We start from the raw sequence: 26,578 nt of genomic DNA on the forward strand, positions 1-26,578 counted from the left end.
TGGTAGATGAAGTTCAGGGAACAATACGAAGTGCATTGCTTTTTGTATAAAATCCCGAATAGAAGAACGAGATTATTTTAATCTGTACTTAAGATAAATAAAAGTAAAGTTAAGCAACTATGAGTGAAATCAAGATCCTCGTGATTGAAGATCACAACCTTACAAGAATCGGCTTACGGGCTGCCTTGCAAACCCAGCCAGAGTTAAACATTGTTGGTGAAGCAGCCAATGCAGCTGATGGCATAAAGCTTCTAAAAACTCTCAAGCCTGATGTTGCTACTATTGACATTGGTTTGCCTGACATGGATGGTATTGAGCTAACACGTACATTTAGACAATATCAAGCAGAGAATGAAGATTATACAACAAAGCTGCTGATTTTAACGATGCAGAATAGCGAACAGGCAGTTTTAGCAGCTTTTGCAGCAGGTGCAGATTCTTATTGCATGAAGGATATCGAAACTGAGAGACTAGTTGAGGCTGTGCGAACCACCTATGCAGGTAGCTCATGGATCGATCCAGCGATCGCAGACCTTGTACTACAACAAATACGTCAAGATTTCCCCGATGGTAGCAGAGGGGCATCTGGAAAAAGAGTCTTGATTGAAGGTATTGACCCAGATGTTGAGAAAAGTATAGTTACTTATCCTTTAACTCATAGAGAGATGGATGTTTTAGAGTTGATTGTCGCTGGGTGTGACAATGCAGAAATTGCTAAAAGGCTCTATTTAACAGTCGGTACTGTAAAAACTCATGTTCGAGGTATTCTCAATAAACTCTGTGTTGCTGACCGTACACAAGCTGCTGTCCGTGCTTTGCGGGCTGGTTTAGTACCTTAAACAAGTTAATAGCCATCATAAACTGCGTACACAAGAACACATAACGATCTTTCTTCCCCAGTCACCATTTTCAATCAATTGTTTTTTAGTCAAAGCGGTTAACTGGGACAAAGATTTATTAAGAAATTGTTACAAAGTTTAGTAGAATGACATAATTGACTAAATAAGTATTTTTATATACATGATAGCGGATCAATTTCCCTGGCTTACCGCAATTGTCTTGCTGCCACTCGTTGCTTCTCTGCTCATCCCTGTGCTGCCTGATAAAGATGGCAAGCGCGTGCGGTGGTATGCATTGGGTGTAGGTATCGCAGACTTTGCCCTGATGTGCTACGCCTTTTGGAAGCATTACGATGCCAGCAGTGCTAGTTTTCAAATGGTGGAAAATTATGCTTGGGTGCCTCAGTTAGGTTTTAACTGGGCAGTATCAGTAGATGGACTTTCAGCGCCACTTGTGCTTCTAGCAGGATTTGTCACCACACTCTCGATATTTTCGGCTTGGCAAGTCGATCGCCGACCTCGCCTATTCTATTTCCTGATGCTGGTGCTGTATTCCGCACAGGTAGGGGTATTCGTTGCCAAAGACTTGCTGCTATTTTTCATTATGTGGGAAGTAGAGCTGATTCCCGTCTACCTACTAGTCTGCATTTGGGGTGGACAAAGGCGTCGTTATGCGGCTACGAAATTTTTATTGTATACCGCAGCGGCTTCAATTTTTATTTTGGTGGCAGCCCTGGCAATGGGGCTATACGGCGGCGGTGATATGACATTTGATATAACCGCCCTCGCTAAGAAGGAATATCCCATTGGACTACAGCTGCTACTTTATGCAGGGTTGCTGATTGCATTTGGCGTCAAGCTTGCTGTTTTCCCGATGCATACCTGGTTGCCCGATGCCCACGGCGAAGCATCCTCTCCTGTATCGATGATTTTGGCTGGTGTATTGCTGAAGATGGGTGGATATGGACTAATTCGCCTGAATCTTGAACTGCTCCCCGATGCACACATTTACTTTGCACCGGTTCTAGCCATTCTGGGTGTTGTCAACATTGTCTATGGTGCATTGAACTCCTTTGCTCAGACGAATATGAAGCGGCGTTTAGCTTATTCGTCGATTTCTCACATGGGGTTTGTATTGCTTGGGATTGCGTCGTTCACTGATTTGGGAATCAACGGCGCGATGTTGCAAATGATTTCACATGGTTTGATTGCATCGGTGCTGTTCTTTTTGGCAGGCGTTACTTACGATCGCACCCACACAATGGTAATGAAAGATATGGGCGGTGTTGGTCAAGCCATGCCCAAAGTCTTCGCCCTGTTTACAATCTCCGCGATGGCATCCTTAGCACTTCCCGGCATGAGTGGCTTTGCTGGCGAACTCTCGGTATTTGTTGGGATGACAAGCAGTGATGTTTACAGTTCGACTTTCTGCACCGTAACGGTTTTTCTCGCCGCAGTTGGAGTCATCCTCACACCTATTTATCTACTTTCCATGCTGAGAGAGGTGTTTTATGGTAAAGATGCAGCGCTGCTATGCGACATTAATAATGCAGGCTTGGAAAATCAAGAAGATGACGGAACAGTTTGTTTTGGTACAGACTGCATCGTGCCAGAAGAAGCAGTCTACGACGATGCTAGACCGCGTGAGGTATTTATCGCTGCCTGTTTTCTGCTGATGATTATTGGTATTGGTTTCTATCCCAAGATGGCGATGCAGATGTACGATGTGAAGACGGTTGCAGTCAATGCTAATCTTCGCCAGTCTTATGCCATAGTCTCGCAAACCAATCCCCAGATTTACGCTAAAGGACTTTTAGTTCCGCAAATTTCAGAGGTTGAGGTAGCGCCCGTTTTGGGAACTTTGAAGTAAGCTTCTTGAAATCTATTTCTTCTGGGGAAAAGAGCGATCGTTAGGTATTTTTCTGAGGAAGAACAGAGGATTGATAGCCGATCGCTATAGATAGGCTATCAATCCCAAATCATTCTCAGGATGCCCAAGATGTTTTTTCTGGAAAAGCTCCTTTTTTCCAATTTTGCCAAACCTTTACTGCTGCTCGTTGAAAAAATGCCTGCGAGTTTTGCTCTGGTGTTTCTTGAAGTTCCTTAATTTCTCCACTCAATTTATCTATCCACAAAGAGCCGAGACGATCTTCATGTGGCCCAAAGCGGTAAGTAACGCCAGTCTCATCCTCCTTTTCTTTTAGAATCAATACGTAAAAAGCCATAACAGATTAATGTGGTCTGTAAAAGTTAGATACTTCAGTTTTAACTCATTTGAGTTATGCTCATGTTACTGGGGGACTCCACAAACGGCCAGAGCGCTCAGTAGCGTCATGAGCTGTACGGTAGTTAGTATAGAAAATGCCTTCAAACCTCGACTCAAAGTATTCATGTTCCAGTAGTCTCAAATCTTCAGGATTAAAATTACCTCGCTGTAACCTAATCCAGGCATCTGCTATATCTGGATCAGGACTAAAGCGGTTAAATCCGAGATCGTAATCCAACTGGTGTTCATCATAAAATAAATGTTTTTTGATTCGTCGAATGCGAAACTCTGCCCATCCAGTATTACGTGCAATCACTGCTACATCGTCAGCATTACGAATAGCATCATACGCCTCAGGAGCATACTCAAGAAAGCGCTTTAAATATTCCATTTAATAAATTAGTTAATATAAATAGTCAATATATAACCGAATAATAACATTATTTTTAAATCATTAGGTAAAAAAATATATTAATAAAATGTAAACACTCAGATGGGTATGCAAACTACCACAACAGATAATTAGCTCACTAGTAAACAAATCAACCCTTTACATGGGATGCTGGTTGATGATTAGTGAGTTTTGCCAATGTCTGTTGTTTCTGGTGTCACTGTTACTGTTCCCGCCACAACTGCGAATTTGGGGCCTGGTTTTGATTGCATCGGTGCAGCTTTAAAGCTGTACAACGAGTTCAAGTTCACTCGCCTAGAAGAGGGTGGACTAACTATTAATGTCACTGGTACAGAAGCTGAACGAGTCCAAACTGATGAGAGCAATCTCCTCTACCAAGCGTTTGTCAAGTTCTATCAACATATAGAGCAGACACCGCCAACTGTGAAAATAGAGATTAAGTTAGGTGTCCCACTGGCGAGGGGTTTGGGTAGTTCGGCGACAGCAATTGTTGGTGGGTTGGTTGCGGCTAATCAGCTTGAGGGTGCTACTCTTTCTCAGTCGCAGGTGATGGAGTTAGCGATCGCAATGGAAGGACATCCAGATAATGTAGTTCCAGCTTTATTGGGAGGATGTCGTCTCGCTGCTACCAGTGGTGCAGGTTGGGAAATTTGTGATGTTCCCTGGCATAAAGATGTTGTACCAGTTGTGGCTATTCCTAATTTTGAACTTTCCACTTCAGAAGCGCGAGGCGTTCTTCCAACTGAGGTGAGTCGCGCCGATGCGATTTTCAATACGGCACATTTGGGGTTATTGTTACGGGGCTTGGAAACTGGTAACGGACAATGGTTAAAGACAGCTTTGCAAGATAAGTTGCATCAGCCCTATCGCAAAGCTTTGATTCCTGGTTACGATGCCCTCAACATCGCAGCTGTTAGTGCTGGTGCTTATGGTATGGTGATTAGTGGTGCGGGCCCGACACTGTTAGCTTTGGCGGATCGGTTACACTCAGAGGCTGTGGAGGCGGCAATGTTAGCTGCTTGGCAAGAAGAAGGAATTACAGCCGAGGTGCGATCGCTTTCTCTCGATACCCAAGGCGCAAAAAGCTTTTAAAAAATCAGATAACTATTTTACTCAGCACTTAAAACTCGATTTATGGAGCAAATTCAGGCTGAAATGGCGGCGCTTAAATCTCAAATTCAGATTCTCCTAGAAGAACGCGCTGCACTCACTATTAATAATGTAATCTCTGGCGAGAATGATTCACCCCAGGCAATGGTGGAAGCGTATCGCCGTCAAGCCAGGGAAAATGCCCAATTATCAGTTGAACTCCAAGGCATAGATGCAGCGATCGCTGCTTTGGAAGGACAGATAAAACAAAGACAAGGTAAATTAGTGCGATCGCAAGTTGTATCAAAAGAACTTATCCAACAACAAGAGCTAGAAGAAGCCAAAGAAGTGGCACAGGTTCATGCTCAACGCATTAATCAACTAGCAAGTGAACTGGCAACAGAAGTCCGCCTCCTTAAACGTTGTGCCAATGAATTGAGTCCAATGTATTGGCGGATTTATTACAAGCCCTTCATCACTGGGTTTAAGACAATCTCCGTCCCTTATGTCCGCTCTGATGGGGAAGTGTGGACAATTGTCAACCGGATTGTTTAATGCTTTAGCCCCAAGTACTTTTGGCCTCTCTCCAAACCTCTCTCCTAAGAAGAGAGAGGCTTTGAATCTTACTCCCCTTCCCTTATAGGGAAGGGGCTGGGGGTTAGGTCTATGACTCAACTTAGAAGCGTAGACTAAATAGCCCTGACAATTAGGCTAGAAAATATGACGGTTTTGTAACGGTGGCTTGAGCTGCCGTTTTTTATTGACGTTGCAAAAGTTTACATTTAGAATGGAATCGGCAAAATCCGATAAGTATTTATTCTTATCCATCCTGAAACTTTGACATTCGATGAGTATATATTCTTGTCAATATTAAAAATTTAATCTTCTATACTTAAAGAATATTTACAAAACTATAAATTACTTAATATAATGAAACCAAAAGCGAGAAGGCAAATTGATTGTCAGAAGTGATGAATGCTATTGAATTTCCCTGGCTAACAGCCATAATCCTCTTACCCTTGGTGGCTGCCTTAGCCATCCCCCTGATCCCAGACAAAGAAGGTAGAACTGTGCGGTGGTATGGTCTGGGAGTTGCGATCGCTGACTTTGCACTGATGATTTATGCCTTTTGGTATAAGTACGACTTTCAGAGTTCAAGACTCCAATTTGTAGAAAACTATCCTTGGATACCGCAATTAGGTTTGCATTGGGCTGTGGGGGTTGATGGTTTATCGATGCCCTTGCTGCTTCTGACAGGCTTAATAAATACCCTCGCAATATTCGCGGCTTGGAAAGTTACCACCAAGCCGCGATTATTTTATGGTTTGATGTTAGCGATGTACAGCGCCCAGCTTGGCGTATTTGTCGCCCAAGATTTGCTGCTGTTCTTCCTAATGTGGGAAATCGAGTTAGTGCCAGTTTACCTGCTGATTTCCATCTGGGGAGGACAAAACCGCCGTTATGCGGCTACTAAATTCATTCTCTACACCGCCGCCGCATCAATATTTATCTTGATTGCCGGTTTTGCAATGGCATTCTCTGGAGATACCGTCACCTTCGATATGGCGACTCTGGGAATGAAAGAATACCCCAAAACCTTGGAATTGTTGGTTTATGCAGGTTTCTTAATAGCTTTTGGTGTAAAGTTACCGATTTTTCCCTTACACACTTGGCTACCTGATGCCCACGGTGAAGCATCAGCACCCGGTTCAATGATTTTGGCTGGTGTGTTGTTAAAAATGGGTGGTTATGCTCTGATCCGCTTCAATGTGGAAATGTTGCCCAATGCCCATGTGACTTTTGCCCCAGTGTTAGCAATTTTGGGTGTAGTGAACATTGTCTACGGTGCTTGCTGTGCCTTTGCTCAAACCAATCTCAAACGCCGCTTGGCTTACTCTTCAATTGCCCACATGGGGTTTGTGTTGATTGGAATTGCCTCCTACACAGAATTAGGTATTAGTGGTGCAGTGCTACAGATGGTTTCCCACGGCTTGATTGCTGCTAGCTTGTTCTTCCTGTCTGGCGTGACTTACGATCGCACCCACACCTTGATGATGGATAAAATGGGCGGTATGGCCAAGGTAATGCCCAAAACCTTTGCTCTGTTTACCATTGGTTCAATGGCTTCTCTCGCCTTACCCGGAATGAGTGGCTTTGTAGGTGAGTTAATGGTATTTCTTGGTATCGCCACCAGTGATGTTTACAGTTCCAGCTTCAAAATTGTAGTCGTGCTGCTGTCAGCAGTTGGCGTGATTTTGACACCAATTTATTTACTATCGATGCTGCGTCAAGTGTTCTATGGCGAGCAAAGTCAAGAGTTGCACTTGGATGCTGTAATATCTGATGTCAAACCCCGCGAAATATTTATTACCGCTTGTTTGCTGCTGCCAATCATCGGTATCGGATTTTATCCCAAGTTAGCAACGCAGACTTATGATGTGAAGGCAGTAGAATTAGCCGCCCATGCTCGTGAAGTTCTACCAGTCGTTGCTCATCAACAACCATCAAGTCTGTACTCGCGGATTTTCTCTGCGCCAACATTGGCTAATTCTCAAGTTGAAAGTTTGATTAACATTTCTGAGTAAATTAACTTCCCATTAAGGGGTCTGCAAGTAAATTCTAAATTATTAGGGCAATAAAGGGGTGGTTACGAAACCACCCCTAAAATTTTGCCAAGATATATCCTAAAGACAGGTGAAACTCCCAAATATGAATTATGACCATTAACTTACCTATAGCCACAGAAATTATACCAATGGTCTTGCAATTGCAACCTGCGATCGCACTAACTGAAGATCAGTTTTACGAATTTTGCCAGTTAAACCACGACTTTCGCATCGAACGTAATGCTGCTGGAGAATTAGTCATTATGCCCCCTACTGGTTCCGAAACTGATGAACGCAACTTTAACTTAGTTGGGCAGTTGTGGGTATGGACAAAGCAAGATGGTACAGGTGTAGGATTTGGTTCTAGTGGTGGGTTTACTTTGCCTAATGGTGCAGTGCGATCGCCAGATGCAGCGTGGATAAAACGCGATCGCTGGGAAGCGATACCAGCAGAACTGCGAAAAAAGTTTGCGCCGATTTGTCCTGAGTTTGTGATTGAATTGCGTTCTGAGAGCGATAACTTACGAATTTTGCAAGACAAGATGCAAGAGTATATTGATAATGGGACACAACTTGGTTGGTTAATTGATAGAAAACAACGCCGAGTTTTTATTTATCGTCCTAATATTGCGGTTGAGGTATTAGATAATCCTAAGACACTTTATGGTGAACCGTTGCTACCTGGGTTTGTTTTGGATTTAAGTCAGGTTTGGTAGGGAGTAAGCTAGTTTTATAGTACCGAAATCAAAATTCTAGGAATCTATGGCGGCGAGAGACATATTCCATGATGCAGTAAAACGCGCTTTGGAGAAAGAGGGTTGGCTCATCACTAATGACCCGCTTTTCCTGCGTTTTGGTGGTTTGGATATGTACATCGACCTTGGTGCAGAGAAAGTTTTAGCAGCTGAACGAAATCAAGAAAAAATTGCGGTTGAAGTTAAAAGCTTTGTTGCTCCATCTACTACAACTGAATTTAGTACTGCTTTAGGACAGTATCTCAAATATCAATTAGCACTTGAAGAAGAACAACCTGAGAGACTTCTATATTTAGCAGTTCCCTTAGACACGTATCGTTCTTTTTTTACCTTAGAACTGCCACGTTTATTAATCCAACGCTACCAAGTTCGGCTGATTGTTTTCGACCCAGAAGAGGAGGCGATCGTAAAATGGCAAAAGTAGAACAGTACCGTCAACTTATTCAAGAACTGCTGCTAGCTTACAGCGAAATCAAAGCCAGTAACGAAGAAGTCGAAGCAGAAGTCATTTTTGATAGAGAGCGCGATCGCTACCAAGTTGTTCATGCGGGGTGGTCAAATAAGCGCCGTGTATATGGCTGTGTTTTGCATTTAGATATTAAAAACGAAAAAATTTGGATTCAACACGATGGTACTGAAGGAGGTATCGCCAATGAACTTATTAGTAGAGGCATACCCAAAAAAGACATCGTTTTAGCTTTTCATTCCCCCTTTAAACGACAATTTACTGAGTTCGCTGTTGGTTAAGATGGCTGAAGGTTGAAAGGAACCCAATCACTCACATAAATCGCGGTGCATAGGCGTAGCCCGTCGTAGACATCGCCTTCATTTTAACTAAAAGCCACGGCTGTGCTAACAATTACACTTGCCTCAGCTTGAGCAATAGTAGTAGTTCGGTCAGCACCAAGACCTATTTATTCAGCTTACGAAGTGAAAACATGAACCTCCAATATAACAAAGCTCTTCAATATAGCCACGATTGTGTATAAAGAAATCTTCTAAGCTTAATCCTACTTCATCTGTTATTGGTAATAAAATTACAGTGTCATCTTCTTCTAACTCTAGACGTTTAATAAGAGTCTGAGTATTTTGCTCTATAGTTATTTCAAACAAGGAGTATTCGATACCATGTTTGTTCATCATCAGAAGTTCATATAATGCTTCTTCTTTAAAGTAAAGTTTTTGTTTATAAAAAAGCTCTGAAGGATTATGTTCATGAAAAATTGAACCTGCGTTAGGAAAAGTATGTCCATCCCATTCTACAGAACCGACTAGAATAATAGTTTTGTTTGGTTCTCCTGGAATTTGAGCCACTATTTCAAGAGTTGGCAAGTAAGAAACACCTCTACAGAAATAGTTATATAGGCTAAATAATATATCAGATCCATAATAAATCCTAAAATTTACGGTAGCTTCTCTGCTTATAGATTCTACTTTTTTAAAAAACCAGTCATACCCAATTTGCCATAAATCATTCCCATATAAAAAATGCTTTAACCCTTCAGAAATTGCTTTCCATGAAGGTTGAATTTTAGGTGTGGTAACTGATGTATAGACAACAGAATTACCACCTTCAAAACTGATAATTTCTTTGATAATTTCCTCATCATTTATTAATAAATTTTGAAATAATTGATTACCTTGATATATTTTATTAATATGCCAACCATTAGACATCATACCTTGAAGCTTTTCAGATGTGCCTACTTCCATAGTGTCTATTAAACCTATTAGCCTATTAGTAATTTCAGACAAAGCCTCTTCTTCAAATAAAGGTTTAATATTTATATCTTCATCTTCATCTTCATTATCAAACTCATAACTATCATCATTAAGGATATTTAGATTTTTTTGAATCCTCTCTTTTTCTGAAGCTTTAAATATATCAAGAACTAAGTATATAGCAAAAAGATATATTACATTTTCAGAATCACCCTCGTAATTTATGATCGAAACATAATAATTTGTTATCTCTAGCTCTCTTAAAATATCTTCTAGCTTTTCTATTGCTATCTTTCTATTCTCAATGATTTCATACAAGAAAATATTGTGTATTGGAAAGATAAATTTTTCTTCCCCCTCTGGAGCCAACTGTACAGATTTTTTACCTATAGGTATCCCTTCTTCATTAACTATGAGTTGATAGCCATCTATTTGATAATCAACAACCCTTGAAAATTCCGAAAATGGCACAAGTAATTCATGCCAATCAGTAGAAAGTAGAATACATCTACACTTGTGAGTAGCCAGACCATAATTCGTTTTAAATAAAGCCATGTATTTTTGAAGTTCATGTAGAGCCTGCCTAGTAGTTTTGTCATTTTTTTTAATTTCAATAATGACAAAAAATCCAAATTTATCTTTTGCCAAAATGTCTATACGACCACCAGCACCAAGACTATTTTCAAGGCTAAACTCCTTCTTAATAAATTTCAAATTAGGTTCTACAATATCTAAATGCTGTGTTAAAAAGTCTCGAATATCTGCTTCATTTATCATGATTACCTACCTACATTACATTTTGGATTACTAAAAAAATAGGGACTGAGAAATACATCTCAGTCCCGATAAAAAAGCGGGCTAACCGCTATTTATATGGTTAACCCGTGCAGCTTTGGGAACGCGCAGAGAAATTGTTATTGCAATACCAACTTCACATTGGCGTTTTGCAGACCGCGTTGTTTTACTTCAGCCAAAGTTTTGTTAACGGCATACTTTTGGTTGATTGAGTTGATCAACTCGGTTTGGTTGTGCTTCTTAGCAACGCCCCACAGGTCAGCGATTAGGTCAAAAGAACCATCGCTGTTGCGAGACCAGCCGAGGTCATATTCGCCATCCAACATAGCAACGATGTCAGAACGGACACGCTGACCGTTATAACCACGGACATCAGCTTCAGTCTTTACGCTGATACCGAGGTCGCGCAAGGAAGCCTTGAGGATTTCGGCATCGGTGATCTTGGTACGCAGGGTGCTAAAGTGAGACATTTGGGTTTCCTCCAATGAGAAGATTGAGAAAAACGACAACGGTTTGTTTCGGGCGAAGCCGCTCTTAGCAGGATGCGGCTTTTTCTTATAACTGCTAGCATTCAGAGCTAGCCTTTCCCCCTGGGATGGCAGAGGAAAGCTTTTAGAACTCCATTCGCTGATATTCAGCTACGGAGGATGCTGCGGGGCGTGCACGCTGTCTGGCCCAATCTCTCAGAGCCGTTACTTGTTCTTGCATCGTTCGAGACAGCGGCAATGTTGCCTTCAGTGCAGCAATAATATCTAGTTGGGTGAACTCCCGATCTTGGGCAAAAGCTTCATACATTGCCGCAACGATCGCTTGCTCAACTTCTGCCCCAGAAAAGCCATCAGACATCTTGGCTAATTGCTCTAGATCGAATCTAGAGATGTCTTCACGGCGCTTGGTCAGATGAATATTAAAAATGTGTTGCCGTTCTTCCGGTGTTGGCAGATCGACAAAGAAAATTTCATCAAAGCGTCCTTTCCTCAAGAACTCCCCAGGTAAGCGTTCTACTCTGTTGGCGGTTGCCATCACGAACACTGGTGATTTCTTATCTTGCATCCATGTCAGGAAAGAACCGAAGATTCTACTTGAAGTTCCCCCATCAGAATCAGAAGAACCTCCACTACCAGCAAAGGATTTATCCAATTCATCGATAAACAAAATCGCTGGAGAAATAGATTCTGCTGTTTTCAGGGCGTTTCGCAAGTTTGCTTCACTTCGTCCCACCATTGAGCCGTCGTACACTCGCCCCATATCTAACCGCAACAGTGGTAAACCCCACAGTCGGGAAGTAGTTTTGGCAATTAATGACTTACCACAACCAGGAACTCCGAGAATTAACATCCCCTTTGGTTGAGGCAAACCATACTCTCTCGCTCTTTCTGTAAAAGCGTTAGAGCGTTGCTTGAGCCATCTTTTTAACTCTTCTAAGCCACCTACAGCATCAATGGTTTCATCTTCTTCAATGTATTCTAAGATTCCATTGCGCCGAATTAGTTGCTTTTTCTCAGATAAAACGATATCTACTTCATCTTCCGTCAAACGCCCTGTAGTTACCTGCGCCTTTCGGTAGACTTTTTCAGCTTCATCTTTAGTTAGACCTAAAGCTGCTCTGAGAAGCTTTTCTCTAGCCTCTGTTGTCAACCGCCGACCACGATTTTGGTCTACGTGCTGAGTCAGTACTTTATTTAACTCCGCCATATCTGGCAGTGTAAAATCGATAACAACAACTTCTTTTTCCAACTCTATAGGTACTTGTTGCATTGGGGACATCAAAATGATGTTCTTTTGCGTACCTTTAAAGCTAGCGATCGCATCACGTAACGATCTGTTTGTTGCAGGCGCATCAATAAAGGGGTGTAAATCTTTAAGAATAAATATACTAGGTTCTTTCTGCCGGATTATCCACTCAATGGCCGCCTCTGGAGACACGGTGTTGTGTTGCGTGACATTCCGGGGTTGACCATACTCCACAATGCCGTGTGTTACTGTCCAAACAAATACTCGGCGCTGGGGCTTTAACGACTGAGCGATCGTGGAAACTGCTTGCTCGGCCCGCTCTTCCTCGGAGGTCACAAGGTAGATTAAAGGGTATTGAGCTTGAATTAGGATATTGAGCTCTTCTTTCATACATCGACCTACTTGAGACCTTATAAAGACAGTAGAGACATTGCTTCTGGTAAAGACAACCGAATCATGAATGAATAATTCATAATTCCTATCTATCTAGCAAGGAACTAACTCTTCCTCACCCTTGGGATGGGTTGCATCTTCATCCATCTCATCAATCGAAAGATGTTGTTGACCAACTACTCCTGGTTGATTGCCTAATGCAACCAGTTCCCCATCACGTAATACTAGTGAGCTATCACAAGTTGGGCATGAATAAACTCTATGAGTCCGCCCATAAGAAGAATCTTCTACCTCATCAACCAATTCTGAATTAGATAGGTAAAAAACGAGGGCACGTTCCGCAAGTTCTGACATTGGTTCTGAATCGACTGCTGAACGAATCTTCAGTTTTTTGTGCAACTCTGGCGACAAATACAAAGTGACCTTTTGCTTAGTTTGCGTTTGCATATAACTCTTTAACGGTCTTACCCGGGTATGTATATCAAGTTATCGGTTCTTCTATTGGTTGTCAAGACAGCAAAACGTTTTAACGCCACATTTGTTACATTTGTTTACATTTGAGGCTGAAATGCTGTTTATTGAATGATAAATAGCTGATTATGAACCTCTCAGAAGTAATCAGGACTTACGCATTCAAAACCTGAGACCTTAATGGTAATTAGCGATCGCTAATTTAATGATTGCCTGAGTTGGCTGATTTTTTAACTATTTGGAGCGTAAGCGGATTAAAGTTGAATACCTTTCCGGTTGTAAACAACTGATATCCACAAGAGATGCCAGCGAATGACACCAGCAGAGAAAAAAGTGACACAGAGCCGATTACAACACCACTGGCAAGGAATAGAGCAATTCCTATGCCAATCAACACCCATCCCAGTATCCGATTATCGCGCCCAGCCCAATTTAGAGCTACTAGACCTCCCATACACAGCAAAATTCCAGGTGTGCTGCGTAAGTAGACGCTCACATAAATACTTGTACTTAAAAATGTAACGCCTGCTAGGATTAGCCCTAAGCCGATAAGCTTGCTAGCAAGGATTACTTGTTCCTCTTCTTTGCCGATGGTAGGCGCTGTAATTTTTGTGGGCGCGGAGTTTGGTGTAGGATTTGTTGTGGCAGATGCAGAGTGCTGCTGCACCCTAAACATGAAAGTTATTTTGTCTCCCTGCCCAAAGGAAACTCTGTCTCCTGGATGCAGTGGACAAAAAACTTTAGGTTGAAGTTTCGCACCGTTAACATAGGTACCATTAGAACTGCCCAAATCGGTGATATGGTATTCATCTCCATTTACCCAAATTTGCGCGTGGATGCGAGATACCACATCCGAATCTGGTAAGCCAGAAATGTCAATATCTGGTGGTTTTTGGTCGTTTGGCTTACCGATGCAAATTACAGAAAGATTTGCTGGAAATTGTAAAGATGTGTTGGTTTGGAAGTGAAAAAGCTCCAAAGTTAGCTCGGCTGTCTGGGATGCACTGTACATGAGTTGTGTGATAAAACACTTTCTCTGAGCTTCCTCTACCGGGAACTCAAAAGAGAATGGTAAATATCCTGAAAAAATATTGAATTTTTAACAAAAGAGGCAGTTTTTGCTGGAGGTATAGTGCCCTCTACCTCTTGCCACGAGCAAAGCGAGCTTGCGGGTTAAGTCCCCCACAAAAATCTCCGATTTGGTGGACTGGAAGTTAGATGGGGTTGAAGCCTCATCTAAAAATTCCAACCTAAATTCCAACCTCCCTCCTGCTTCTTCACTGAGCACTATTTTGGTGCAGTTTATTCAGCAGTTTACGGATTCGGGAATAACTAGTAAATTGGCGAAGGTATCGATCTGAGTTTCTGGGATTTCTATAAAATCAGTGACTTTGGCAAAATGTGTAATTTAAATGGCTACTGCTAATAAAACCTGTAGTTTGGGGCGAAGAATTTATCGGATTGCCGCCAGCGTTAGCGGAGCCATTGCCCCGTTAATAATCGTGTGGGGTTGTACTGCAAATTATTTTAACGCCGGAGCGATCGCCTGGAAAACCTACACTAATTCCCGTTACGGCTTTGAATTTCCATATCCGAGTAACTGGACTTCTTTAGCAGCCCCAGAAAATGATGATGGAATTGCGTTCATTCCACTACAGAATAACACTGTGGAAATTCGGGGGTGGGCAAGTCAGCAGCTACCAAATTCGATTATTACAGAACAAGAGTCGGTGAAAAAGATAAATCCCAACTTTAAAACCGCCCAAGGAGTATCCGGGGTGCTGGTTGTAGAAGTCGAGCGAGGAGTAGGTTCGATGACACTGACACTAACTCAGAGTCAAGTGAAATACTATTGGCAGGGACGAAGCAAGAGCCAAGATTTTCCAGATTACTATCGTTTGTTTTATTACATTGCCCAGCAGTATCGCATTCCGAAGCCTTGAAAGATGGGTATTGGGCATGGGTATTAAAGAAGAGGTGACAGATTTTAGGAAATAGTCAGTACCCTATTCCCTTCTTTACTCCCTGCTCCCCCTGCCTCCCCTGCTCCCCCTGCTCCCTCATCTCCTTTACTCCCACTCCCCCAAAATCCACATCTCCCCCAGAATGATGATTGAGAGGGGACAGAAACCTGATAGATTTAGCTATCAGCGAGTAAAAACTGGTGAAGATGAAAGTCCTGGTTATTGGTGGTGATGGATATTGCGGTTGGGCAACTGCTCTTTACCTTTCCAATCGAGGTTATGAAGTTGGAATTTTAGATAGTTTGGTGCGGCGGCACTGGGATAATGAACTAGGTGTCGAAACTCTTACTCCGATCGCACTAATTCAACAACGTCTCCAGCGCTGGCAAGATTTGACGGGTAAAACTATCGACCTGTTCATCGGCGATATTACTAATTACGAATTTCTCCAGAAAACATTACATCAATTTCAGCCAAATGCTCTAGTGCATTTTGGCGAACAACGTTCAGCTCCATTTTCCATGATTGACCGCGAACATGCAGTTCTTACCCAGGTCAATAATGTAGTTGGTACCTTGAACTTGTTGTACGCCATGCGGGAAGATTTCCCAGATTGTCATTTGGTAAAGCTGGGGACGATGGGTGAATACGGTACACCTAACATCGACATCGAAGAAGGGTATATCACTATTGAACACAATGGACGCAAGGATACCTTACCTTATCCCAAGCAGCCTGGTTCAATGTATCATTTAAGCAAAGTGCATGATAGTCATAACATCCACTTTGCTTGCCGGATTTGGGGATTGCGGGCAACTGATTTAAATCAGGGTGTAGTTTATGGCGTCTTAACCGAAGAAACGGGGATGGACGAACTATTGATTAATCGGTTGGATTACGATGGTGTGTTTGGTACAGCACTGAACCGCTTTTGTATTCAAGCAGCAATTGGACATCCGTTAACTGTCTACGGTAAAGGTGGACAAACTCGCGGATTTTTGGATATTCGGGATACAGTACGATGTGTGGAATTAGCGATCGCTAACCCTGCCGAGGCTGGTGAATTCCGCGTATTTAACCAATTTACCGAACAATTCAGCGTCGGCGACTTGGCATTGATGGTGAAAAAAGCTGGTAATACTATGGGATTGAACGTAGAAATCAATCACCTAGATAATCCCAGAGTCGAGAAAGAAGAACATTACTTCAACGCTAAAAACACTAAATTGCTCGATTTAGGTTTACAGCCTCACTTGCTTTCTGATTCTTTACTCGATTCTCTGTTAAACTTTGCCATCAAGTATCAGCAACGAGTCGATCGCAAACAAATTCTGCCCAAAGTCTCCTGGCACAGAAATTAGGGTAAACTCTGCGTGCGGCTGATAACAGAACCTTATTTAACTCAAGTCAGTAATTGGCCAAAAAATGGTCGTCATATATTAGCACAATATGACGACCATTCAATTGTTGTTTATCAGGCGTATCGTCCAGCTATTGGTAACTTCGCCGCCACCTACGGTTATTTTGGTGGTGAGTTTAGTTTTGACCGCATGAGTTGGATCAAACCTAACTTCCTCTGGATAATGTATCGTTCCGGATGGGGTAAAAAAAGTGGGCAAGAGGTAGTGTTAGCTATTTGGCTTAAGCGTTCGGCAATTGAAGAAATTTTAGCGGCAGCTGTTCATTCTAGCTACGTTCCAGAACTTTATCCCAATAAAAGTGCGTGGCAAACAGCACTCAAGCAATCACAAGTTCGCTTGCAATGGGACCCAGACCATCACCCATCTAGGACAAAATTAGAACGACGCGCTATTCAGTTAGGGTTACGCGGTCAAGTCCTAGCTGCTTACGCCAAAGATTGGATTGTGAACATTGAGGACATCTCGGACTTTGTAGAAAAACAGCGGCAAAACATTAAATCTGACTGTGCAGAGTTGATTACACCACGGGAGACAGTTTACTCTGAGTTTGATAGGGAAACGCAAGCAAAGCTGGGATTATCTGCCTGTACTGAATAGTTTTATATGAGAATTGCTTTATTTACCGAAACCTTTTTACCCAAGGTTGACGGCATTGTAACGCGCCTGCGTCATACTGTTGACCATTTACAGCGTAGTGGTAATCAAGTGCTGGTGATTGCCCCTGATGGAGGCATAACTGAACACAAAGGTGCTAAAGTTTACGGCGTTACTGGCTTTCCTCTGCCATTGTATCCAGAATTGAAAATGGCACTTCCCCGCCCAGCCATTGGTTATGTTTTAGAAAAATTTAAGCCAGATATTATTCATGTCGTGAATCCAGCAGTTTTGGGTTTATCTGGGATATTTTATAGCAAAATCCTCAAAATACCCTTAGTAGCGTCTTACCACACGCATTTACCCCAATATCTCCAGCATTACGGCTTGGGGATGCTGGAAGGTTTTCTTTGGGAACTGCTGAAAGGCGCTCATAATCAAGCAGCTCTAAATCTGTGTACCTCCACAGCAATGGTGGAGGAACTGACAGCACATGGCATTGAACGTGTAGATTTATGGCAGCGCGGGGTGGATACGGAATTATTTCACCCAGATTTGGTTAGTGTGGAGATGCGATCGCGCCTATCAAAAAATCATCCAGAAAGTCCATTACTACTTTACGTTGGGCGTCTTTCAGCTGAAAAAGAAATTGAGCGTATCAAACCAATTTTAGAAGCAATTCCCGAAGCGCGGTTAGCATTGGTTGGGGATGGGCCTCACCGTCAAGCATTGGAAAAACACTTTGCTGGCACAAACACTTATTTTGTTGGATATCTCATGGGGCAAGAGTTAGGTTCTGCCTTTGCGAGTGCTGATGCCTTTATCTTTCCTTCCCGTACAGAAACACTAGGCTTAGTACTACTAGAAGCAATGGCAGCTGGTTGTCCAGTGGTAGCAGCCCGTTCCGGGGGAATTCCCGATATTGTCACAGATGGGGTAAATGGATATCTTTTTGAGCCAACAGCAGATGTTCAAGGAGCGATCGCTGCTACTGTTCGTCTCTTAGAACAAAAACAACAACGAGACATCATCCGTCAAAATGCTCGGCAGGAAGCAGAAAGTTGGGGTTGGCCATCTGCTACCAGGCAGCTACAAGATTACTACCAAAAGGTGATATTTTCTCAACAGTTGGCAAAATAGAAGGTAGGAAGTGGGGAGATAAGGGAGCAGGGGAGACTGGGGAAAAAGAATAACTATGCCCTATGCCTTATGCCCTATGCCCAAAATCAAAAATTCCCATGACCGAAACAGACTCATGATACAAGCCCATTTATATTATGGGGATTATTAATTTTGAATTTTGAATTTTTAATTCGGAGCGAAGCGACGTGACACTCCCCAACCCTGGTAGCGTCTTGGCTGCATTAACTGAACTGACTCAAGTTAATCGTACTCACGCCCTACTGCGTCGCGTTAAAGACTTATCTGTTAATGAATTTGTTTGCTTACTTGACTTCATAACTGCTGAGTTCCAGCAATTTCTTAGAGCCATTGAACTGATTAATAATGAAGCTCTAGAAACTATGTTGGAGAAGGTGCTAGAAGCTATCACACTCAAAATTGGTCAAATCCTGCAAGCAGAACACACAGCTATTTTTTTAGTTGACTATGACAAAGGTCAACTGTGGTCAAAAGTTCCCCAAGATAATACCCAAAAGTTCTTAGAAATTCGGACTCCCATTACAGTGGGTATTCCCGGTCATGTTGCCAGTACAGGTCAATATTTAAATATATCTGAAACTTATACTCATCCCTTATTTAGCCCAGAACTTGAAAAACAGATGGGCTACAAAATCCACAATATTTTATGTATGCCTGTTATCAGTAGCAAAAACCAGACTGTAGCGGTAGTTCAACTAGCTAATAAAACCGGGAATATTCCGTTTAATTCTGATGATGAAGAACGTTTTCGAGACTTCGCCGCTTCTATTGGTATTATTCTGGAAAGCTGCCAATCTTTTTATGTAGCAGCTCGTAATCAACGAGGCGCAACGGCTTTATTGCGGGCAACTCAGACACTGGGGCAAAGTCTGGATTTAGAAGCAACTTTGCAAATAGTCATGGAGCAAGCTCGAATTTTAATGCAAGCAGACCGCAGCACACTGTTTTTATATCGTAAAGAGATGAGCGAACTCTGGACGAAAGTTGCAGCGGCGGCAGATGGCACAAACTTGATAGAAATTCGCATTCCTACTAACCGTGGCATTGCTGGCTATGTGGCTTCTACTGGTGAAGCTTTAAATATTTCCGATGCCTATAAAGACCCCCGCTTTGACCCAACTACAGATAGAAAAACTGGGTATGTAACTCGCAATATTCTGTGTTTGCCAGTATTTAATTCTGCAAATGAATTAATTGGCGTTACACAATTAATTAATAAGCAACAAAACAGTTTTACTGCTTCTGATGAAGAGTTTATGCGGGCTTTTAATATCCAAGCCGGAGTTGCTTTAGAAAATGCTCGTCTATTTGAAAATGTGCTGTTAGAAAAACAATATCAAAAAGACATTTTGCAAAGTCTGTCAGATGCTGTGATTTCTACAGATATGGCAGGACGGATTGTCACGATTAATGATGCAGCCCTTGAATTACTGGGTTGTCCGATAGGAGATGCTAATAGCAAAAACAACAAGCTTTTGTGGGAACAAAATTTGACTGGCCGCCTAGTTTGGGAAGTTGTGCCAATTGAAAATCTCCAAATGCGCCTAGAAGATAGTTTAAAAACTGGAGCGAAACATTATGTGCCAGAGCAAAGTTTGATGGTAGGAATTTCTCAAGTTAAGAGTGAGGAGTTAGGAGTTAAAAGTGAGACTCAACAATCAAAATTCCGGACTCATGACTCAATCTTAGCAGTGCGCGATCGCACTAACCCCGATGTTTTCATTCCCTGGAATCTACCCCTTACTCCCCAATCTGAGTTCCTCGCCGCTGATGAGGTGCAAAAATTAGAACGTAGTACAAATCTTACTGTTAATCCCCTAACTAACCCAGAAGGCGGTGTCCGGGGTGGTTTGGTGGTATTGGAAGATATCAGCCAGGAAAAACGGATGAAAACTACTATGTCCCGCTACCTAACGCCTCATGTCGCCGAACAAGTCATGGCTCTGGGGGAAGATGCTTTAATGGTAGGTGAGCGTAAGGAAGTAACTATCTTATTTTCTGATATCCGGGGCTACACAACACTTACAGAAAATCTCGGTGCAGCTGAAGTGGTATTGCTGCTGAATCAGTATTTTGAAACGATGGTGGAGGCGGTTTTTAACCACGAAGGCACTCTCGATAAATTTATTGGTGATGCCTTAATGGCGGTATTTGGTGCGCCGCTACCGCTGACAGAAAATCATGCTTGGAGGGCTGTGCAGTCAGCCTTAGATATGCGACAACGCTTAGAGGAATTTAACCAGCGACGAATTATCCAGGCGCAGCCACAAATTCATATTGGGATTGGAATTAGTTCTGGGGATGTGGTTTCGGGTAATATTGGTTCCCGCAAACGGATGGATTACACCGTAATTGGAGATGGCGTAAATTTGAGTTCGCGCTTGGAAGCGGTAACTAAAGATTATGGTTGTGATATAGTTTTAAGTGAATTTACATACCAGCTTTGCAGCGATCGCATTTGGGTGCGCCAGTTAGATAAAATTCGAGTCAAAGGGAAACACCAGGCTGTAAATATCTATGAGTTAATTGGCGATCGCACTACTGCCCTAGATGCCAACACTCAAGAGTTTTTGTTTCACTATCATACTGGACGCTCGGCTTATTTATCGCGCAACTTCTCACAAGCGATCGCCTGTTTTGAAGCCGCCAAATGCATCCAACCCCAAGACCAAGCTGTTGATATCCACCTAGAACGTGCGCGTAATTATCAACAAACGCCGCCCCCAGAGTCTTGGGATGGTGTCTGGACAATGCTTACTAAGTAGTCATTACTCATTAATCATTCTCCCATTCAAACTTCACCCTCTCCCTGATTATCCTGAAATGGGTCTTCACCAATTCTTAGCTCTTTTTTTGAGCGTTTCAACTGTTTCCATAGATCCTTTATTTGTTCGTAAGCTGCATCCGGAGGGACTTTTCCACCTGTTTCTAAGTTGCAAATGTAGCTGACACGTTGGGCAAATTCCTGTAGATTTGCATTAAAAACCAAGTTTTCTGGCTTGACCTGCCCGTAGTAGCGACCACGAGGGTAGAGAAAATCATCCTTGTTCACTATTTTTTTCTCCATTTATCCAATTCACCTTGTATTTGAATCCTTGAAGCTGAATCACTAGCTAACCTAATCTTTCTTTTGTCAGACTGAGGAAATCAAATCATCCAACTCCTTTTCCCATTGGTGATGCAGGAATTGGTTGATTCAGATTTTGAGACTAGAGGATAAAGCTTAAAATACTTTTGTTATAAATGTTACAAAAAACTTTTTGCTAAAGTAACTAGAGAGAATATTTGATTTTCCTCCTGGTTGTTAATTTTTCTCATCTTAATTTATGAGGTTCGGATTGTAACTAACTTCAGTTTAAACCCTGAGTTACAAACTTTTAAAACATAACCGGATGTCTTAAGTAAAATTTTGTTTGCAAGAATAATTACAAACCTGAAAGTAAAACTACTTAGATAAAAATACTATATACCAAAGCCAATTGTCCTCTGTTAAAAGTTGGAGGTTTACAAGTAAATTTTTAGTTAGTTTCTACTGACCAGTGACCAAAAAGAGGCAAGGGATAAGCAGGGCAGAGGAGAAAGATTTTCCCTTCTACCCAATTAACCGTTTACCCGCATCCTCTTCAATAATCACCAATGGCTAATAGTTAATAACTAAAGATAAAATGGTGAAGCCTGAAAAGGACAACTTTTGTCCATCGCCTAGAACCTTACCTGCCACCATGTCTGTTAATTCCAAGTTATACGAAGGCAAAGCTAAAATTCTTTATACAACGGACGATCCGGAAGTCTTGTTGGCTGATTTTAAGGACGACGCCACGGCGTTTAACGCCCAAAAGCGTGGCAGCATCCAAGGGAAGGGAAAAATTAATTGTAGCATTTCCAGCCAGCTTTTTAAACAGTTGGAGGCAAATGGTATAAAAACTCACTTTATTGACAGCCCTGCCCCGAATCAAATGCGGGTGAAGGCAGTAAAGATTTTACCCTTAGAAGTAGTTATCAGAAATATTGCTGCTGGCAGTCTGTGTCAGCAAACAGGGTTACCAGTGGGTACAATTCTAAAACAGCCACTGGTTGAGTTTTATTACAAAAACGACCCATTAGGAGATCCTTTGTTGACACGCGATCGCCTGTACCTGTTAGAACTAGCTACTCCGGAACAAGTAGACGCAATTACACATCTAGCATTGCAAATCAACGAATTTCTCACTAACTTTTGGCAACGGTGCGGCATTACCCTAGTAGATTTCAAACTAGAGTTTGGTTTGGACTCACAACAGCAGTTGCTCTTGGCAGACGAAATTAGCCCCGACACCTGCCGTTTGTGGGATACCAGAGAAGAGGACTCAAACCGCCGCGTAATGGACAAAGACCGCTTTCGCCGGGATTTAGGGAATATAGAGGATGCCTACCAGGAGGTTTTACAAAGAGTGCTAAAAGCAGTAGAGAGTAATAGTTAAGTGAGTAAAAATCAATTAAACTCGTTTGGATTGTCCTTTGTCACTTATGCTTTGTAACTGATATAGCAGTCCTAAATGATTTATGAACTTTTCTGTTTCTCCTTTTGGCGACGGATACTTTCCTCAACGGGGGTTTTCTTAGCGCAGAAGTGTCTTCCTGTTGGCGGCTTCTCTGCAAGACGCTGCGCGATGGCGGTAGCCTACGGCAAGCCGCTGCGCGTCTACGATAATTTTCATAACTCAAATAGAATTGCTATAGGCAATAACTAATGACAAATGACTAATGACGAATGACTAATTTTTGATGGTGTGTGTGGTCGTGAAGAGGAATTATAAGTAAAATGCGTTTATCTCCCTTATTGCTGGCAACAGTAGCCATTGCAGTCCCTTTGGGTGGCTCACTGAGTGCAAATGCACAAACTGCCAAGAGTTCAAAACAGACAACAGAAGTTTTGACACTAGGAACAAATCAGCAGCCAGAAAAGGAAACTGCTCAGAATGTCTCTAGTAATTTAAAATTTCGATCTAATTCCACAAGGGTTACAGAAGCGGAGCATCTTCAATCCCGTGTTGTCGCAATTTACCCTGCCAATCCAGCCGCCGCCGCGACCCCAGAGGTAATAGTACCAACCTCCACAACGCCAACAACTGCACAAACCCCTCAAATCAATCCCAACCCCACTCAACAGCCGTCTCCCTCTCCAGACATTCCACCGCCAGAAATTCAACAACCAACACTTTCCCCAACTCCTGAGACTACTCCAGCCCCAGAGAATGTCAATCCGCCGACAACGGAACCTTTATTACCCACAACTCCAGAACCATCAACCGCTCCAGACATTGCACCCCCAGCTAGTCAACAACGAATACCTACCCCAAGCCCAGGCGCTACTCCAAGTCCGCAGAATGTTAACCCGCCGACGACAACTCCGGGAAATACTCAACCCAACGCAGCCCCAGAAGCCAATGACCCTCGCGTATTAGTGTCGGAAGTAGTAGTTAGATCGCAGGCTGGACAACTACCACCAGAACTAGAAGAGCAAGTTTACAAAGTAATTCGTACCCAACCAGGACGAACGACAACCCGCAGCCAACTGCAAGAAGATATTAACGCCATCTTTGGTACTGGCTTCTTCTCCAACGTCCAAGCAGCGCCAGAAGATACACCCTTGGGAGTGCGGGTGAGCTTTGTTGTCCAGCCTAACCCCGTCCTCAGCAAGGTAGAAGTGCAAGCCAATCCTGGCACTGGTGTTGCTTCCGTACTACCACCTAATACTGTAGATGAAGTCTTTCGCGATCAGTATGGCAAAATCCTCAACTTGCGTGACTTGCAAGAAGGCATCAAGAAGTTAAACAAGCAGTATCAAGATCGAGGTTACGTACTAGCCAACGTGATTGGAGCGCCACAAGTCTCTGAAAACGGAGTTGTTACCTTGCAAATAGCAGAAGGTGTAGTAGAAAACATTAGAGTTCGGTTCCGGAATAAAGATGGTCAGGAGACAGACGAGAAGGGACAACCGATTCGGGGACGGACGCAAGATTACATCATTACACGAGAATTAGAGTTGAAGCCAGGACAAATATTCAACCGCAACACAGTGCAAAAAGACCTACAGCGCGTGTATGGACTAGGACTGTTTGAAGATGTAAATGTCTCCCTTGACCCTGGTACTGACCCCAGCAAAGTGGATGTAGTAGTGAATGTAGCTGAACGCAGCAGCGGTTCTATTGCAGCTGGGGCAGGGATTAGTTCTGCTAGCGGACTTTTTGGAACAGTAAGCTATCAACAGCAAAACCTGAACGGTAGGAACCAAAAACTGGGGGCAGAAGTACAGGTGGGAGAACGGGAACTGCTGTTTGACTTGCGGTTCACAGACCCCTGGATCGCGGGAGATCGTTACCGGACTTCTTATACAACCAATATTTTCCGCCGCAGTTCCATTTCGTTGATTTTTGATGGCAAAGATGAAGATATTAGGACGTTTGACCCAGGTAATCCTACTAATACAGACGATCAGGATCGCCCCCGGATTCTCCGTCTAGGTGGTGGTGTCACCTTTACCCGTCCCCTGTCCGGGAATCCTTACAAAGCTTCCGTCTGGACTGCCTCAGCGGGTTTACAGTATCAACGAGTTTCTGCCCGTGATGCTGATGGCAATCTCAGAAAAACAGGAGCGGTATTTGATGATAATGGAAACCGCATTAGTGATGAAATTCCACTGACCTTATCTAACAGCGGTCAAGACGATTTACTACTGCTGCAACTAGGGGCACAGCGCGATCTTCGTAATAACCCCTTGCAACCCACTAGCGGTTCTTATCTCCGCTTTGGAGTCGATCAGTCAGTTCCCATCGGACTAGGCAACATTTTCCTCACCAGATTCCGGGGTAGCTACAGCCAGTATTTACCCATCAAGTTGATTAGCCTCAGCAAAGGGGCACAAACCTTAGCATTTAACCTGCAAGCAGGAACCATCCTCGGTGACTTGCCCCCCTACGAAGCTTTTACCCTTGGGGGTAGCAACTCCGTCCGGGGTTATGAAGAAGGAACATTAGGTAGTGGACGCTCTTATGTGCAAGCATCAGTTGAGTATCGGTTCCCAGTTTTTTCAGTAGTCAGCGGCGCACTATTTTTTGATCTCGGCAGCGATCTAGGAACTAGTACAAGGGCGGCTGAAGTTTTGAACAAAAATGGCAGTGGCTTCGGCTATGGTCTTGGCGTTCGCGTCCAGTCTCCACTGGGGCCAATTCGGATTGACTACGGTATCAACGATGATGGTGATAGCCGGATTAATTTCGGTATTGGCGAAAGATTTTAAATTGTCATTAGTCATTAGTCATCGGTCATTGGTAAATAACATAAATAACAAAGGACTAATGACAACTCTCTTTTGCTAATTAGCTTGCTAATTTTTACATTTACCTCAATACTGTTCCGATAAGGGGATTAATGACATTTTTAGGGGAATATCAGGGATTTTACCAAAACAGACGATGAATAATACTAAACGAAATATATTGACTTTTCGGCTATGCAACAGCACACTCTAGCAGCCGAAATCACCCAAATTGGGGTGGGACTGCATAGCGGTGTGAGTACCCAGGTGCGGATACTACCAGCTGAGGCGGGAAGTGGACGCTACTTTGTGCGGGTGGATTTACCGGATTTGCCGATCGTTCCAGCCCAAGTTGCGGCAGTTAGCCACACAGTTCTCTCAACTCAGTTGGGTAAGGGTGAGGTATCTGTTCGCACGGTAGAGCATTTGTTGGCAGCGCTTTCGGGTATGGGCGTAGATAATGCCCGGATTGAAATTGATGGGTCAGAAGTCCCACTTTTGGATGGTTCAGCAAGTGTGTGGACAGCCAACATCGCCCAAGTTGGCTTAGTATCGCAACCCGTTCGTAACCAAGTTCCCAAAGCTATTACAGAACCAATATGGGTCTCTCAAGGGGATGCCTTTGTATCTGCTCTCCCAGCACCAGAAACCCGCTTTAGTTACGGTATTGATTTTGACCTGCCCGCCATTGGTAATCAATGGCATAGTTGGTCGCCAACTACTGAACTAGGAAAAGCTTCTGCTAGCTTTGCTACGGAAATCGCTCCTGCCCGTACTTTTGGGTTACTGCATCAAATTGAACACTTACAAAAAACAGGTTTAATTAAAGGTGGCAGTTTGGATAATGCACTCATTTGTGGACCAGAAGGCTGGCTAAATCCACCATTGAGATTTGCAAATGAGCCAGTCCGTCATAAAATCTTGGATTTAGTAGGAGATTTAAGTTTACTAGGAACTTTTCCTAGTGCTCATTTCTTAGCGTATAAAGCCAGCCACTATTTACACATTCAACTGGCTCAAAGAATTTTAGATTTGGGATTTTAGATTTTGGATTGGATC

At 42.9% G+C, this 26,578-nt stretch carries 24 protein-coding genes; 16 read left to right on the forward strand and 8 right to left on the reverse strand.

Annotation, left to right across the window (positions count from 1 at the left end; genetic code table 11):
• The first annotated feature begins 119 nt into the window (after positions 1-119).
• Positions 120-839: a response regulator transcription factor gene (locus tag V7L01_RS33470; protein WP_335042606.1), complete on the forward strand. Its 720-nt coding sequence runs from the start codon at positions 120-122 to the stop codon at positions 837-839.
• Between the two features lie 181 nt (positions 840-1,020).
• Entirely contained in the window at positions 1,021-2,709 is a 1,689-nt protein-coding gene (locus tag V7L01_RS33475; RefSeq protein ID WP_335042607.1) for an NAD(P)H-quinone oxidoreductase subunit 4, read from the forward strand.
• A gap of 115 nt (positions 2,710-2,824) precedes the next feature.
• On the opposite strand, the gene V7L01_RS33480 is transcribed toward V7L01_RS33475, so the two are convergent.
• Both V7L01_RS33480 and V7L01_RS33485 read right to left on the reverse strand, forming a co-directional pair.
• Positions 2,825-3,064 carry a hypothetical protein gene (locus V7L01_RS33480; protein ID WP_094342344.1) on the reverse strand — a complete coding sequence of 80 codons (240 nt, stop codon included), beginning with the start codon at positions 3,062-3,064 and terminating at the stop codon, positions 2,825-2,827.
• 60 nt (positions 3,065-3,124) lie between these two features.
• A complete protein-coding gene (locus tag V7L01_RS33485; RefSeq protein WP_335042608.1) occupies positions 3,125-3,496 on the reverse strand; it encodes a hypothetical protein in 372 nt (123 codons plus the stop codon).
• Between the two features lie 198 nt (positions 3,497-3,694).
• Here V7L01_RS33485 and thrB point away from each other — a divergent pair, with 198 nt between their 5' ends.
• The 6 genes from thrB (at position 3,695) to V7L01_RS33515 (ending at position 8,714) form a co-directional block, all read left to right on the forward strand.
• Positions 3,695-4,609, forward strand: coding sequence for a homoserine kinase (thrB, locus tag V7L01_RS33490; protein ID WP_335042609.1), 915 nt, complete (start codon positions 3,695-3,697; stop codon positions 4,607-4,609).
• Positions 4,610-4,651: 42 nt separating this feature from the next.
• Positions 4,652-5,161, forward strand: a complete 510-nt coding sequence (locus tag V7L01_RS33495) for a hypothetical protein (protein ID WP_335042610.1) — start codon at positions 4,652-4,654, stop codon at positions 5,159-5,161.
• A gap of 416 nt (positions 5,162-5,577) precedes the next feature.
• On the forward strand, positions 5,578-7,191 hold the full coding sequence (locus V7L01_RS33500; RefSeq protein ID WP_335042611.1) for an NAD(P)H-quinone oxidoreductase subunit 4: 1,614 nt from the start codon (positions 5,578-5,580) through the stop codon (positions 7,189-7,191).
• 131 nt (positions 7,192-7,322) lie between these two features.
• Positions 7,323-7,928: a Uma2 family endonuclease gene (locus tag V7L01_RS33505; RefSeq protein WP_335042613.1), complete on the forward strand. Its 606-nt coding sequence runs from the start codon at positions 7,323-7,325 to the stop codon at positions 7,926-7,928.
• A 46-nt stretch (positions 7,929-7,974) separates the two neighbouring features.
• Positions 7,975-8,391, forward strand: a complete 417-nt coding sequence (locus V7L01_RS33510) for a XisH family protein (RefSeq protein ID WP_335042615.1) — start codon at positions 7,975-7,977, stop codon at positions 8,389-8,391.
• On the forward strand, positions 8,379-8,714 hold the full coding sequence (locus V7L01_RS33515) for a XisI protein (protein ID WP_190913376.1): 336 nt from the start codon (positions 8,379-8,381) through the stop codon (positions 8,712-8,714). Before V7L01_RS33510 ends, V7L01_RS33515 begins: the two co-directional genes overlap by 13 nt.
• A gap of 171 nt (positions 8,715-8,885) precedes the next feature.
• On the opposite strand, the gene V7L01_RS33520 is transcribed toward V7L01_RS33515, so the two are convergent.
• From V7L01_RS33520 to V7L01_RS33540, 5 genes are all read right to left on the reverse strand, one after another.
• On the reverse strand, positions 8,886-10,466 hold the full coding sequence (locus V7L01_RS33520; RefSeq protein ID WP_335042616.1) for an endonuclease NucS domain-containing protein: 1,581 nt from the start codon (positions 10,464-10,466) through the stop codon (positions 8,886-8,888).
• 137 nt (positions 10,467-10,603) lie between these two features.
• The gene (locus V7L01_RS33525) at positions 10,604-10,954 is read right to left on the reverse strand and encodes a DUF1257 domain-containing protein (RefSeq protein ID WP_012407317.1); all 351 of its coding nucleotides are present in this window, start codon (positions 10,952-10,954) and stop codon (positions 10,604-10,606) included.
• Positions 10,955-11,096: 142 nt separating this feature from the next.
• Positions 11,097-12,608: a stress-responsive protein Ycf46 gene (gene ycf46, locus V7L01_RS33530; protein WP_335042618.1), complete on the reverse strand. Its 1,512-nt coding sequence runs from the start codon at positions 12,606-12,608 to the stop codon at positions 11,097-11,099.
• A 96-nt stretch (positions 12,609-12,704) separates the two neighbouring features.
• Entirely contained in the window at positions 12,705-13,058 is a 354-nt protein-coding gene (locus V7L01_RS33535) for a hypothetical protein (protein WP_335042619.1), read from the reverse strand.
• 226 nt (positions 13,059-13,284) lie between these two features.
• Positions 13,285-14,094 carry an FHA domain-containing protein gene (locus V7L01_RS33540; RefSeq protein WP_335042621.1) on the reverse strand — a complete coding sequence of 270 codons (810 nt, stop codon included), beginning with the start codon at positions 14,092-14,094 and terminating at the stop codon, positions 13,285-13,287.
• 400 nt (positions 14,095-14,494) lie between these two features.
• Here V7L01_RS33540 and V7L01_RS33545 point away from each other — a divergent pair, with 400 nt between their 5' ends.
• The 5 genes from V7L01_RS33545 to V7L01_RS33565 all read left to right on the forward strand — a co-directional run bounded on the left by V7L01_RS33545 (position 14,495) and on the right by V7L01_RS33565 (position 20,987).
• Complete coding sequence (locus tag V7L01_RS33545) at positions 14,495-15,025, forward strand: hypothetical protein (protein ID WP_335042622.1); 531 nt, start codon at positions 14,495-14,497, stop codon at positions 15,023-15,025.
• Positions 15,026-15,252: 227 nt separating this feature from the next.
• The gene (locus tag V7L01_RS33550; RefSeq protein ID WP_335042723.1) at positions 15,253-16,407 is read left to right on the forward strand and encodes an NAD-dependent epimerase/dehydratase family protein; all 1,155 of its coding nucleotides are present in this window, start codon (positions 15,253-15,255) and stop codon (positions 16,405-16,407) included.
• Between the two features lie 12 nt (positions 16,408-16,419).
• Positions 16,420-17,064 (forward strand): DUF4291 domain-containing protein, encoded by a 645-nt coding sequence (locus V7L01_RS33555; protein ID WP_335042624.1) that lies wholly within the window; start codon positions 16,420-16,422, stop codon positions 17,062-17,064.
• A 6-nt stretch (positions 17,065-17,070) separates the two neighbouring features.
• Complete coding sequence (locus tag V7L01_RS33560; RefSeq protein ID WP_335042625.1) at positions 17,071-18,201, forward strand: glycosyltransferase family 4 protein; 1,131 nt, start codon at positions 17,071-17,073, stop codon at positions 18,199-18,201.
• A gap of 188 nt (positions 18,202-18,389) precedes the next feature.
• Complete coding sequence (locus V7L01_RS33565; protein ID WP_335042626.1) at positions 18,390-20,987, forward strand: GAF domain-containing protein; 2,598 nt, start codon at positions 18,390-18,392, stop codon at positions 20,985-20,987.
• 26 nt (positions 20,988-21,013) lie between these two features.
• On the opposite strand, the gene V7L01_RS33570 is transcribed toward V7L01_RS33565, so the two are convergent.
• A complete protein-coding gene (locus tag V7L01_RS33570; protein ID WP_335042627.1) occupies positions 21,014-21,289 on the reverse strand; it encodes a DUF7219 family protein in 276 nt (91 codons plus the stop codon).
• Between the two features lie 655 nt (positions 21,290-21,944).
• Here V7L01_RS33570 and purC point away from each other — a divergent pair.
• The 3 genes from purC to lpxC all read left to right on the forward strand — a co-directional run bounded on the left by purC (position 21,945) and on the right by lpxC (position 26,563).
• Positions 21,945-22,682 (forward strand): phosphoribosylaminoimidazolesuccinocarboxamide synthase, encoded by a 738-nt coding sequence (gene purC / locus V7L01_RS33575; RefSeq protein ID WP_335042724.1) that lies wholly within the window; start codon positions 21,945-21,947, stop codon positions 22,680-22,682.
• A gap of 341 nt (positions 22,683-23,023) precedes the next feature.
• Positions 23,024-25,501, forward strand: coding sequence for a BamA/TamA family outer membrane protein (locus V7L01_RS33580; protein WP_335042628.1), 2,478 nt, complete (start codon positions 23,024-23,026; stop codon positions 25,499-25,501).
• Between the two features lie 213 nt (positions 25,502-25,714).
• On the forward strand, positions 25,715-26,563 hold the full coding sequence (gene lpxC, locus V7L01_RS33585; RefSeq protein WP_335042629.1) for a UDP-3-O-acyl-N-acetylglucosamine deacetylase: 849 nt from the start codon (positions 25,715-25,717) through the stop codon (positions 26,561-26,563).
• Positions 26,564-26,578: the final 15 nt, after the last annotated feature.

Origin of the sequence: Nostoc sp., from assembly GCF_036917095.1 — a bacterium.
GTDB lineage: Bacteria > Cyanobacteriota > Cyanobacteriia > Cyanobacteriales > Nostocaceae > Nostoc.